The following is a 12457-nucleotide window of genomic DNA, read 5'->3' as shown; positions in this document are numbered from 1 at the left end:
AAGGGAACCCTACCCACGGCGATCTGCCAAACCATTATTCCTGCCTTCGGTGTCGAGTTCACGACCGTCATGGGATCGTCCGACCGCATCGAGCGCGGCCAGATATCCGAAAACCATTGCGGGACCGATAGTTGCACCTGGACCGGCATAGGTATGACCCATGACCGGCGAGCTGGTATTACCTGCTGCGTAGAGCCCGTCGATGACCGAACCGTCGGCGCGCAACGCTCGCGCGCGAGCGTCCGTGTTGATGCCGCCTTTGGTCCCCAGGTCTCCGGGCACCATCTTCGCGGCATAGAACGGACCCTTCGTGAGTTCTCCGAGGCTGGGGTTGGGCTTGTTGGTGCAGTCGCCGTAGTAGTGGTCGTATCTGCTTGTCCCACGGCCGAAGTCGCGATCGACTCCGTCGCGCGCGTGACTGTTGAATCGTGTGATGGTGGCGGACAGCGCATCGCCCGGCACTCCGATCTCGGCAGCGAGTTCGGCAATCGATCCAGCTCGCACGATCGCACCCGATTCGATCCACGACCGAGGTATCGGCCTGCGCGCCGGCACTCCCGCGAACAGATAACGGTCACGGTACGTCTGATCGAAGATCAGCCAAGCGGGGATGTTTTCAGCGGGTCCTTCACCTCGGCCGTACTTTCCGCCGAACATGGCGTGCGCGGCTTCGACGTAGGGAAGCGACTCGTTCATGAAGCGCTGACCGCTGGCGTTGACCATCAGGCTTCGAGGCAACGAGCGTTCCGCCAAGGCGAACCACGGGCCTTTGGGTAGCGGAATCGACGGGGCCCACCACGCGTCGTCCATGTACGAAATTGCCGCGTCGACGCGTAGAGCTGCACGGATACCGTCTCCGGTATTGGTCGGTGCCCCGAGAGTCCACTGCGCACTACTCGGCCGGCGCTGATACTCGCCTCGCATGTCGTCGTTGTTGTCGAACCCGCCGCACGCGAGGATGACACCGCATCGAGCGTGCATGGTTCTCTGCACTCCCCCGGACTCGAGTCGCGCACCCACGACACGATCATTGTCGGCAACCAAATCCACAAGCCTCGTTCCGAGCTCGACCGTCACTCCGGCGTCCCGAACTCCGAGCATCAGTTCCGCCATGAGCGCCGGCCCGAGCCCGATCAGCTTCTTCTTCCGAGCTTTTGCGACCAGGGATCTCATTCCCACCCGAAGCATTCGCACCGGCCCCCGCCAATGCCGAACCCCCGTGCTCAGCCAACGGTAATCAGATTGTTGGACAACCATGTTGAGCGGCACCTTCATGTACGGCGGATGAAGGGTCGCGAGATCGTCGCCCAGAGCTCGCGCGTCGAACGGGCGCGGCTCGCACGAGCGGCCGCTTGCAAGTCCGCCAGGTGCCTCGGGAAAGTAGTCGGAGTAACCCTTCACCCATTCGAGCTCGAGTGCAGAGTGCCGAATCAGGAAATCGAGGGCTTCCGGGCCTCGATCGATATACGTGTCGATACGGTCGGTGTCTGCATCCTCTCCGACAATGCTCTTCAGATATGTTCGCGCAGAGTCGATATCATCCGCCGGCGCCTCGCGGCGAAGTATCGAGTTTCCCGGAATCCACACTCCGCCCCCGGACCGGGACGACGAACCGCCCCAGTACTCCGACTTCTCCACGAGAATTGTCGAGAGTCCGTTGCGGGCTGCAGTGATGGCTGCGGACATGCCGGCAGCCCCCGATCCCACAACGATCACATCCACCGCTGGTACATCCACTACCGAGAGCTCGGAGTTTCGAGAGTTCTCGTTCATCACTGGTCACGACCTTTCATGTCATCGTCATCCTGCGTGCGCCACCGGGATCCCTGAACCGCGTCGAGTGCCCCCTCGACGCACACGGGAAGTGATGCCCCACGCTTCTGGGGGTTACGTATCCATTGCCGATAGCCGAACTCCGCCGCCGCCAACATCAAGTGAACGAGTAGTCCTGGTCGGCTGTCATTTTCAGGATCGAGTTGCATTCGTTGTGCCACCAACTCCACCAACCGATCACGATGCTCGGGCGCGATCAGCGCGACTCGATCCATCAGGTGCGGCGCGGTGCGGAACGCTGCTCGCCACTGATCGATCTCCGCGGACTCGAAAGCATTGGAACGCTCGAGGATTGCCCGCGAGATCGCAAGATCAGCCGACTCAGATGCCGGGCGATCCTCGAGCAGTGTCACGATCCCGGCACCGCCCTGCCTGACCGGGTCCAACAGCAGATCCTCTTTGTTACGAACGTGCCGGAAGTACGTACTCGCCGACACCCCCGCTGCTGCCGCAATCTGCTCGGTGGTCACATCCTCGAAACCGTCACGCGCGAACAGATCGAATGCCGCACGTTGAATGTCTGCTCGCACCTGCAACCGTTGTCTCTCCCGTAGTGACATCAGCAACGTCCTCCCGCCTCGGCCGAGATCCGGCCATTCTCGATAATGCGAGTCTCACCTATTGTGACAGTCACTGTCAATATCCAATTCTCTGTCAGATATCAGCAGACCTCGGCATTTCGTTGACAGGGCATTCGATGCCACGACAAGCTTCGAAGATGAAACGATGGTTCGCGGCGGGCTTCGGAACGGCGATCGTCTCGCGATCACTTCTGCGCAAAGCACTCATCTTCAAGTTCCGACGCGACGTACGTGCACTCAATTCCGGCAATTACCGGCCGCTGTTGAATTCCTATCACCACCACGCGGTGCTCAGATTCGCCGAGGGTGATCATCGGTGGGCAGGAGTGCATGCCGGACGGGACCAAATCGAGACGTTTCTCCAGGAATTTGTCGACGCGGGGCTTCAAGGCGCGGTCACCGAAGCGTATTTCGGTGGTCCGCTCTGGCGCATGACACTGCTCGCCCGATTCGACGACCGAGCCCGTGGTCCGGACGGCGCCGTCATCTATCAAAATCGAACAGTGCTTCTCGTTCGAACCAAGTGGGGAAGAATCGTCGAGCAGGAGGACTACTACGAGGACACCGCCAGAATCGGTGACTTCGACAGACGGCTCCGCGAAATCGAAGCCGGACGAGCCTGTGGCACAGTCGCGGAATGACGGACGTCAGGATTGACCGCCACCGGAAACGATCAGCATTCCTGTCTTCCCGGAACGATGTCGAACTGGCCCGACTGGTCGACACCGCTCGAGTCTCGAGCGTAGGCGTGGGCGGCGCCGCAGGACTCGTCGGTGTCTGCGAAAACAGGTTCGACAGCGTTCCGGTCTTCACCAAACGCATCCCACTGACCGAACAGGAACTCGCCGACGTGGGCTCTACTTCCAACCATTTCGACTTGCCGACGTTCTGCCAGTACGGCATTGGGGGCCCGAGCTTCAACGCCTGGCGAGAGCTGGCCGCGAACGTCATGGTCACAGAGGCCGTTCTGGCCGGCGAAACACAGTCGTTCCCAATGCTTTACCACTGGCGGGTGCTGCCCGGTCGATCGCCGGTTGCACTCGAACACGCCGACATCGCTTCCGTTCCCACCGCCTGCGCCAGTAGTGAAGCGCGGGTCCGCCTCGAAGCACTCGCCACTGCGCCGTGCAGCCTCGTACTGTTCTGCGAGTACATCGCACACCCGATCTCGGATTGGCTGCAAGACAACCCGGCCGCCAAAGCTGCCGAAGTCGAGCGACAGTTTTCGGAGATCGTGGCGTTCTTACGCGATCGACAGTTGCTGCACATGGACGGCCATTTCGGCAACATGCGCACCGATATGGAGCGGATCTACCTCACCGACTTCGGACTGGCCACATCCCAACACTTCGACCTGTCGACTACCGAACATGACTTCGTCCGGCGCCATGCCACCCATGACGCCGACTACGCCGCCATGCTTCTGGTCAACTGGCTGGTCACCGAAGTCTGCGGAGTGCCGAGACCGAAACACGGCGGACCAGTCGCCCGCAACCAGTACGTACGACGATGCGCCACAGGTCATGTCCCAGGTGATGTGGCACCGGAGGTGGCCGCGATCTTGACCCGGCACGCGCCCGCCGCTGCGAGAATGAACGACTTCTACTGGCGATTGTTCGACGGCGACTTCGATGCGCCCTACCCTCATGCCGCGGCAGTTCCGACTTCCGGTCGAGGACAGGGTTTTCCCTGAACTGCCGTCTCCACATCTCAGGGTCCATGTCATCCTCCGGACCGATGTGCTGGTCAGCGCCGTAGGGCACAGTTCTCATCATGATTGAACTGAGGGGATTGACCAAGGTTTACGGACCGACGAAAGCGGTGGACGATTTGTCGTTCACGGTCAAGCCGGGCATCGTGACGGGCTTTCTGGGCCCGAACGGTGCGGGTAAGTCGACGACGATGCGGATGATCCTGGGTTTGGATCAGCCGACGTCGGGTGCGGCGTTGATCGACGGCAAGCCGTACCGCGAGCTCAAGACACCGCTGCGGACGGTGGGCGCGTTGTTGGATGCGAAGTGGGTGCACCCCAATCGCAGTGCGCGGGCGCATCTGCAGTGGATGGCCGCTTCGAACGGGATCCCGAAGTCCCGCGTGGACGAGGTGCTCGGGTTGGTCGGATTGTCCGAGGTGGCGGGCAAGAAGGCCGGCGGGTTCTCGCTCGGTATGTCGCAGCGTCTCGGGTTGGCGGGTGCGTTGTTGGGTGATCCGAAGGTGTTGTTGTTCGACGAGCCGGTCAACGGTCTCGATCCGGAGGGCATCGTCTGGATTCGTAAGTTCATGCAGCGGTTGGCCGCCGAGGGCCGCACGGTGCTGGTGTCGAGTCACCTTCTCTCGGAGATGGCATTGACGGCGGAGCAGTTGGTGGTGATCGGTCGGGGACGGTTGATTTCGGATTCGACGGTCGCGGAGTTCGTGGATCGCTCGTCGGAGTCGACGGTGCGCGTGCGCAGCCCACAATTGGACGCTCTCCATGCCGCATTGACTGCCCACGGACTGACTGTCCGCGAGGAACATTCAGGATCGGAGCCGGTGTTGGTGGTGGTGGATTCGACCACTGATGTGATCGGCGGTCTGGCTGGTTCGCAGGGAATCGTGTTGCACGAGTTGGCGTCTGTGCAGGGGTCGCTCGAGGACGCGTTCATGAAGTTGACCGGAGACGATGTCCAATACCACGCATCCGGTATCGATCCGGGTGCCGGAGCCCACCACACAAACACACAGCATGCTATGGGAGGTGCACTGTAATGGCTGTTCTCAGTGCAGAACGTATCAAGATCACCACGACCAAGTCGCCGCTGTGGTGCACGATCACAATCATCGTCCTAGGGTTGGGCGTCGCCTGGATGATCGGGCGTTCGTCTAGTTCGAGCATTCAGGCGTACAACGACGAAGCCGCATCAGGAACTCCTGATTTCGAGAAGTTCCTCCCCACGTTCAATGAAGCGGGACTAGGAGTTTCCGGCTTCGGCGTCATGGTCCTGATGATCATGGCGGCCCTCGCGATTACCAGCGAATACCGCTTCGGCATCATCCGCACCACCTTCCAGGCCATCCCGAGCCGGGCTTCGGTCCTGATCGCCAAAGCCGGCCTGATCGGCGCCTTCGGCGCGGCGCTGTCCTTCGTTCTCATGCTCGGCGCGGTATTCATCACCAAAGCTGCTGCAGGCTCTGAAGGTTCCACCAATCTGGCACTCGACAACGCTGATGCCTGGCGCGCCGTCTACGGCGTACCGATCTTCGCCTTCCTCTGCGTTGTCCTTGCCATCGCCGTCGGAGCACTCCTGCGGCAATCTGCCGGCGCTATTGCATTGCTCCTGCTCTGGCCGCTGCTCATCGAGAGCCTGTTCGGCATGTTCGGATCCTTCGGTAGGAACGTCACACCGTTCCTCCCGTTCGCCAACGCCGACCACTTCCTCTCTTCGGGTTCGAGCACCAATTTCCATTGGGGCCCTTGGGGAAGCCTGTTCTACTTCGCAGCATTTGTGCTGGTGGTTTTCGGAATCAGCATCGCCGTCGTCAACAAGCGCGACGCCTGACCTAACACCAAGACTGGCCGTACCGGAGATGTTCCGGTGCGGCCAGTTTCTTGTTGCCACAACCGCGGTTCACAGAACTTAGGATAGGCTCACTTCTATCTGATTCGGCAACGAACTGAGGCAACGGACAGCGATGCAGACTCTGACAACCCAGACTATTTCCACTCCGGGCACCGAAATGCGTGTGTGGCGCACGCCGGCGCTCGATCGGAAATGCGTGGTCTTCCTGCATGGCGCCGGAGTTGATCATCGAATGTTCGACAACCAGGTCGCGGAACTCGCGGGCGCCTATTCCCTGGTGCTGCCCGACCTACGCGGTCAAGGGCTGTCGATTCTCGAGGAAGGCCACCGCGCCACTCTCGACACTGTGATCGACGACGTGAAGGTCATGCTCGACTCGCTCGGAATCGATCGCGCAAGCATCGTCGGACACTCGTTCGGCGGAAACATCGCGCAGGAGTTCACCCATCGTCATACGGATCGAGTAGACAAGCTCGTCATGATCGGCAGCCCTGGCCAGCACCGGGAAATGAGTGGAGCCGCTGCCTCGGCGATCAAAATCGGCACGCATTTGTATCGACGGATTCCGTGGGGTCCCTTTGCCTTTTACAGTGGCCGGTGGTCGAGTCGAAATCCCGCAACTCGCAGATACGTTGCAGACTGCATGCTGGCCGCCGGACGGCAGACCTGGCTGGATCTGGGAACAAGCGGGTTCGCGTCACTCTGCCCGGTGGATACGGCACCCCGAAAGGAGACCCTCCTGATGCGGGGAGAGGTCGACATGCCGCGCCAACTCGATCGAATCTACGACGCCCTGAGCGATCAACTACCGGACCTGACTCGCCGGGTGGTGATCACCGGCGTCGGACATCAATGCACACAGGACAATCCGGAAGAGGTCAACCGCGCGCTGGTCGAGTTCTTGGCAGACTGACCTCACGTGTCAGCGTTCCAGGTGCGCGGCAAGCTCTTTCATCCAATCGAGGAATGCCGGCGGGCCGTCGAACTGGACGCCGTCGACAGCAGCCACTTCCGGTGCAATGTCATCGCCCTTGACCACCAACGCTTCTCCACCCGAGGCAAGGACAGCAGCAAAGGCAGGTAGGTCACCACGGTCGTCGCCCGCGTACGCGACGACGTCGACGCCTGCGGTGGCGATCGCGCGAAGGAGGCCTGTCCCCTTGTCCTCCTCAACGGGTGGACGCAATTCTTCGACCAACTTGCCGGGCTCACGCCGCAACCCGGTCCGGCTCGCGATTTCTGTCGTCGCTGCTTCCACCAGGCGCTGCGCGACCGCTCGATCCGCGGCCCGACGCCAATGCACAGCCACCGCAAGGCCTTTGCTCTCGACGTGGATGCCAGGAACTGACTGAGAGTCGAACAGGCGACGCAGTTCGGCTTCTGCTTCGGCGACGGCATCACTGAACGCAGCGACGGCCGGAAGCACTTCGATTCCGTTCTCCGTCCAGGTCTCGACGCCGTAGGAACCCATGAGAACAACCGAATCCAGACTCAGTCGTTCTCGCAAGAACGACGCCGGCCGTCCCGAGAGCAAGCCCACCACGCCGAAGTGCCTCGACAAAGTCGCGAGCACCTCCTCGGCACCGGGCAGGAGCGCACTGGCCGACGGATCGTCGACGATAGGTGCAAGCACACCGTCGAAATCCATCACCAGTCCACAGCGAGCTGGATCGGACGTGAGTCGGAGGATGACGTCCGAAGCGGTTCGCATGGTTCGAGTGTGCCAAATCGATCGCACCCGCAATACCAACACCGGATCAGAATGTAATCTCTGCCACTTCGTCCAGGTTGTCCGGAAAGCGCAGGGTGAGCCGTGTCCACTCCCCTCCGGCGCCGCTTCTCTCCGATACAGTTCTCACGACGCTTACCAACTGGGGGGTAATGATGAGCGAATTGACTGTCGTCACTGACGACATCCGAAGGTACGGCTCGACGTCGGCCGAAGCTGCAGGACACATCGCGCAGGCCGCCGCCGTCGATCTGGGCGCCAACATCGCGGCAGTCGCACCAGCCGTCGGTCCTGTCGGCATCGAGTTTCTCGCGGCATTCGCGCGCGCCCAGGCAACTCACACCAAAGATGTTGCAGCACTGGCGACCTTCTACGCCGGCAACGCAGCAACGGCGAGTGCAGCCGCTCAGGCCTACGACACCACAGATCTTTCAACCGCGTCAGATCTGGCCGGCATCGCTGGATCGACGGACGCGATCGCGTGAACAGCGATCGCATCGACACCGATCGCATGAACACCGAAGACGACTCGACGACGGTCCTCGAATTCCTTCAAGGTGGTGCTCCGGCCCCGGCATTGCCGAACAACACGGTCGAATCGATGCTCGCCGGCATACCGGTTCCGGCATTACCCGGAATCGAAGATCTGTTCGCGCCGTTGATCGAACTCGGGAAGAGCCTCGGCACCGGCACTTTTGCCGGCATCGATCCCGTCGGCATCTTCAACCAGGCGTCCACTCTCATCGACCAAGCCATGGGACTGTCCCAAAGCGCGGTCGCCGAGGTGGGCCAGACCTGGAACAGCACCGGCAGCGAAGCCGCGACCGAACTGTCGCGATCCGCCCAGAACAGCGGCGCAGAATTGAGCGAACGCGGAACCGCGATATCGAAAACCGCTGCTGCCGCCGCGGAATCGGTGCAGCGAGGCAACGCGAATCTCGCGGCGATCGCGCAGTCCTTCGCGACCACGGTTGCAGCTGCTGCACCGATCGCGTGGACACCACCAGGACAGGCGATGCTGATTGCCTCCGCAGCCGAACACATGCAGGCAGCCGTCGCGGCGGTGACACAGACTCGCGGGGAAATGCTCCGGCACACCGCTGCCATGAACGCCCTTGCCGGGTCGATCCCCGTGCCGACTCCACCGATCGGTGAGGCTCTCGCCAACCTTGCCACTCCGGAGGCGCTCGCCGACGCCGCCCGTCAGATCGCCCAACCTCTGGCGGCATCAGCCGTGTCGGCATCGCCGCTGTCTGGATCGCCGCTGTCTGGATCGACCGATGCCGGCGACGCACCGTTCTCCACCCACTCAGGCGCCGACGCCGTTCGGACCTCGGCAGCGCAGGCAGGCGCCGGACTTCCGACCGGCGTCGACAAGCTGTGGGGCGCAGGCAATTCGTCGACGTCACTCGCAGCCGGCGGGTCGCCGTCGCCCAGTGCGACAGCGAGCTCCGGCGGAGCATGGGTGGGTGGAAGCGGCACTACCGGTGGAACGATGAGAGGTGCAGCGGGAGTTGCTGCAGTTCAACCGGTTCCGGTAGCAACGCCCGGCCTGGGTGCACCATCTTCGGCGGTCGGCAGTAGCGGCATATCGCCGGGCGGCATGATGGGCGGCGGTCCTCGCGGAACGCGGGACGACGAGTCGTCACGCACGACTCCGGGGTATCTCGTCAGCGCCGGTGACGAAAACTCGATGGTCGACGATCTACCGATGGTGTCACCGCCCGTGCTCGGTGCCGAGAATCCCGATCAGTACCTGTTCCGAGATCTCTGATCGGGACTCCCCGGCCGGGGCGGCATTACAACCTCAAACGAAGCCCAACTCCCGTACCGCCGCACGCTCCTGCTCCAATTCGCTGACGGACAGGTCAATCCGTTCGCGTGAGAAGTCGTCGATCGCGAGATCCGGAACGATAGCGAATTCACCATCGGCACAGGTCACCGGGAAGGACGAGATCAATCCTTCTGGCACCCCGTAGGAACCGTCCGAACAGACGGCCATGGATACCCAGTCGTCTTCGGCCGTTCCGATCACCCAGTCACGGACGTGGTCGATCGACGCGCTGGCCGCACTTGCCGCAGAGGACGATCCACGCGCAGCAATGATGGCGGTGCCTCGTACCTGCACAGTCGGGATGAAATCGTTCTCCACCCAGTCTCGGTCGTTGATCACCGCGAGCGCAGGCTCACCCGCGACGGTCGCGTGGGACAGGTCCGGGTACTGCGTCGCCGAATGGTTTCCCCAGACGGACACCTTGCGCACCGACGACGCACGAACGCCGGTCTTCTTCACCACCTGCGCAATCGCTCGGTTGTGGTCGAGGCGCGTCAGCGCACTGAACCGAGTATCGGGTACATCCGGCGCGTTGTTCATCGCGATGAGAGCGTTGGTGTTGGCCGGGTTTCCGACGACCAGCACCTTGACGTCCGAGGCTGCGTTGTTGTTGATCGCCTTCCCATGCGCTGTGAAAATAGCGCCGTTCGCGCTCAGCAAGTCGGCGCGCTCCATCCCCTTGCTCCGCGGACGTGCACCGACCAGCATCCCGACGTTCGCGCCGGAGAAGGCGACATCGGGATCGTCGGTGATGTCGATGGAGCTCAGCAAGGGAAATGCGCCGTCTTCGAGCTCCATCGCGACGCCTTCGGCAGCGGACACGGCGGCGGGAATCTCGAGCAGTCGAAGTTTGATCGGTACGTCAGCGCCGAGCATCTCCCCCGCAGCTATGCGGAAAAGCATGCCGTAGGCGATCTGACCCGACGCTCCGGTCACCGTGACGGTTACGGGCGCAATACTCATTGCCGACTCCTCACCTGCCGTTTTCACGACTGTCCGTTCTACAACGCTGTAAGAACGGTTTCCACGCTAGTCGAGTAATCCGGCCACTTCGTGGTCTGTCAGTGTGGTTCTCGGCACTCGTCCCTCCGCCGTCACGAGTTCGACGGCGCGGTAGAGCGGACGCTCGGCCAGTCCGGCGCCGCGGGCTTCGGCACGCAACTGTTCGATCAGCACCGAGGACAACGCGGCAGCCGGTACCAACTCACTGGCCGCCAGGGCGTCGGCGAGCTTGCGGAGTGCAAGGATCTCCAACTCGCGCCCGCCCCCTGCCGTGTAGAGCGCCAGCGGTATTCGCACGGTGGACCGACCGTCACCGAGTGTCAGGCTGACCTCGCTGATCCGGCCGGATCGCACCGTCAACGCCGCCGTGAGCACCTCGGCCACGTCGACGTCGTTGGTGCGAAAACCAGCTTGTGCTCGAATCCTGTTGCCATACAGGGTGATATGCCGGCGCAGCGTCATCAGAATCGCCAGTGACGTCGGAACCGCGATGACGGCACCGACGATCACTCCGACCGTCACCGTCGAGAACACACTGACGATCAACCCGACGACCACACCGAAGACCACCACAACAACGGCGAACTTCTTCAGCCGCGGCGCGATCAACGCCACGGGAACCAGATCGAGCGAAACCGGTTCAGCCTCAGTGCTCAACGAGATCCCCGAGCTTGTCGACAACTTGGTCGAGCGGCACCGTCTCCTGCTCACCCGTCGCCAATTGTTTGACAACGACAACGCCCTCTTCGAGCTCGCGCTCGCCGAGAACCAACGCGACTGCGGCGCCCGAGCGATCGGCCGCTTTCATCGAGCCCTTGACGCCACGATTTCCGTACGCCAGGTCGACGCGAATCCCATTGGCACGCAACTGGTGTGCGATCTTCACCAGTGCCGCCTTCGCCTCGGCTCCCATCGGTACACAGAAGACGTCGACACGTGCCGGTGGCGCAACCGACTTACCCTCGGCCTCGAGCGCGAGAACCGTGCGGTCGACGCCGATTCCGAACCCGATCCCCGAGAGCGGCTGTCCGCCCAGCTGTTCCATCAGTCCGTCGTAACGACCACCACCACCGATTCCGGACTGCGCGCCCAGTCCGTCGTGCACGAATTCGAAGGTCGTCTTGGTGTAGTAGTCGAGGCCGCGGACCATGCGCGGGTTGACGACGTAGGGAACTCCCAAAGCGTCGAGGTGCGCTAGTACCTCGTCGAAGTGCGCCTTGCAGCTCTCCGAGAGGTGATCGAGCATGAGCGGTGCGCCGGCCGTCATCTCGCGTACATCTGGGCGCTTGTCGTCGAGCACCCGAAGCGGGTTGATCTCGGCGCGTCGCCGTGTGTCTTCGTCGAGCGGAAGTGCAAAGAGAAACTCCTGCAGCAGTTCGCGGTACTGCGGTCGGCAGGTGTCATCGCCGAGAGAGGTGATTTCGAGGCGGAAGCCGTCGAGCCCCAACGACCGGAATCCGGCGTCAGCGATCGCGATGACCTCAGCGTCGAGCGCGGGGTCGTCGATCCCGATGGCCTCGACGCCGACCTGCTGCAACTGGCGGTAGCGACCGGCCTGCGGGCGCTCGTAGCGGAAGAACGGGCCCGCGTAGCTGACCTTGACCGGCAACTGTCCACGATCGAGGCTGTGCTCGATGACGGCACGCATGACACCGGCGGTTCCCTCGGGACGCAACGTCACCGAACGGTCACCGCGATCGGCGAACGTGTACATCTCTTTGCTGACGACGTCGGTCGACTCGCCGACACCGCGCGCGAACAGGCCGGTGTCCTCGAAGATCGGCAATTCGATGTGGCCGTACCCGGCCAACCTGGCGGCGCGCGTCAAACCGTCACGAACGGCGACGAATTCGGCTGACTGCGGCGGAACGTAGTCCGGAATTCCCTTGGGTGCAGAGAAGGTGCTGGCTTTACTCAC

General features: G+C 62.3%; 13 protein-coding genes. 7 read left to right on the top strand and 6 right to left on the bottom strand.

What is annotated here, in order from left to right; genetic code table 11:
• Nucleotides 1-9: 9 nt before the first annotated feature.
• Nucleotides 10-1773, bottom strand: a complete 1764-nt coding sequence (gene kstD / locus GJB56_RS06995; RefSeq protein WP_113683595.1) for a 3-oxosteroid 1-dehydrogenase — start codon at nucleotides 1771-1773, stop codon at nucleotides 10-12.
• Nucleotides 1773-2393, bottom strand: a complete 621-nt coding sequence (locus GJB56_RS06990) for a TetR/AcrR family transcriptional regulator (protein ID WP_020969546.1) — start codon at nucleotides 2391-2393, stop codon at nucleotides 1773-1775. The genes kstD and GJB56_RS06990 overlap by 1 nt, the downstream gene beginning before the upstream one ends.
• Nucleotides 2394-2551: 158 nt before the next feature.
• Here GJB56_RS06990 and GJB56_RS31600 point away from each other — a divergent pair, with 158 nt between their 5' ends.
• The 5 genes from GJB56_RS31600 to GJB56_RS06965 all read left to right on the top strand — a co-directional run bounded on the left by GJB56_RS31600 (nucleotide 2552) and on the right by GJB56_RS06965 (nucleotide 6887).
• A complete protein-coding gene (locus tag GJB56_RS31600) occupies nucleotides 2552-3055 on the top strand; it encodes a hypothetical protein (protein ID WP_230091149.1) in 504 nt (167 codons plus the stop codon).
• Nucleotides 3052-4107, top strand: coding sequence for a serine/threonine protein phosphatase (locus GJB56_RS06980; RefSeq protein ID WP_113683594.1), 1056 nt, complete (start codon nucleotides 3052-3054; stop codon nucleotides 4105-4107). The genes GJB56_RS31600 and GJB56_RS06980 overlap by 4 nt, the downstream gene beginning before the upstream one ends.
• An 80-nt stretch (nucleotides 4108-4187) precedes the next feature.
• Nucleotides 4188-5162: an ABC transporter ATP-binding protein gene (locus GJB56_RS06975; protein WP_021332944.1), complete on the top strand. Its 975-nt coding sequence runs from the start codon at nucleotides 4188-4190 to the stop codon at nucleotides 5160-5162.
• Nucleotides 5162-5953 (top strand): ABC transporter permease, encoded by a 792-nt coding sequence (locus GJB56_RS06970; RefSeq protein ID WP_019748317.1) that lies wholly within the window; start codon nucleotides 5162-5164, stop codon nucleotides 5951-5953. The genes GJB56_RS06975 and GJB56_RS06970 overlap by 1 nt, the downstream gene beginning before the upstream one ends.
• A 133-nt stretch (nucleotides 5954-6086) precedes the next feature.
• On the top strand, nucleotides 6087-6887 hold the full coding sequence (locus GJB56_RS06965; protein ID WP_113683593.1) for an alpha/beta fold hydrolase: 801 nt from the start codon (nucleotides 6087-6089) through the stop codon (nucleotides 6885-6887).
• A gap of 9 nt (nucleotides 6888-6896) precedes the next feature.
• Here the strand turns inward: GJB56_RS06965 and otsB are convergent, their stop codons facing one another.
• Nucleotides 6897-7685 (bottom strand): trehalose-phosphatase, encoded by a 789-nt coding sequence (gene otsB / locus GJB56_RS06960; protein WP_019748315.1) that lies wholly within the window; start codon nucleotides 7683-7685, stop codon nucleotides 6897-6899.
• 173 nt (nucleotides 7686-7858) lie between these two features.
• Between otsB and GJB56_RS06955 the strand changes: the two genes are divergently transcribed.
• Nucleotides 7859-8188 (top strand): type VII secretion target, encoded by a 330-nt coding sequence (locus GJB56_RS06955; protein ID WP_378666465.1) that lies wholly within the window; start codon nucleotides 7859-7861, stop codon nucleotides 8186-8188.
• Nucleotides 8185-9477 carry a hypothetical protein gene (locus tag GJB56_RS06950; RefSeq protein WP_113683591.1) on the top strand — a complete coding sequence of 431 codons (1293 nt, stop codon included), beginning with the start codon at nucleotides 8185-8187 and terminating at the stop codon, nucleotides 9475-9477. The genes GJB56_RS06955 and GJB56_RS06950 overlap by 4 nt, the downstream gene beginning before the upstream one ends.
• A 33-nt stretch (nucleotides 9478-9510) precedes the next feature.
• On the opposite strand, the gene GJB56_RS06945 is transcribed toward GJB56_RS06950, so the two are convergent.
• The 3 genes from GJB56_RS06945 to hisS form a co-directional block, all read right to left on the bottom strand.
• Entirely contained in the window at nucleotides 9511-10500 is a 990-nt protein-coding gene (locus GJB56_RS06945) for a malate dehydrogenase (RefSeq protein WP_019748312.1), read from the bottom strand.
• A gap of 66 nt (nucleotides 10501-10566) precedes the next feature.
• Entirely contained in the window at nucleotides 10567-11196 is a 630-nt protein-coding gene (locus GJB56_RS06940) for a hypothetical protein (protein ID WP_020969537.1), read from the bottom strand.
• Nucleotides 11186-12457, bottom strand: a complete 1272-nt coding sequence (gene hisS, locus GJB56_RS06935; RefSeq protein ID WP_019748310.1) for a histidine--tRNA ligase — start codon at nucleotides 12455-12457, stop codon at nucleotides 11186-11188. Before hisS ends, GJB56_RS06940 begins: the two co-directional genes overlap by 11 nt.

Origin of the sequence: Rhodococcus sp. AQ5-07, assembly GCF_009707305.1 — a bacterium.
GTDB classification, from domain to species: Bacteria; Actinomycetota; Actinomycetes; order Mycobacteriales; family Mycobacteriaceae; genus Rhodococcus_F; species Rhodococcus_F erythropolis.
This window is presented reverse-complemented; position numbering and strand designations above follow the sequence as displayed.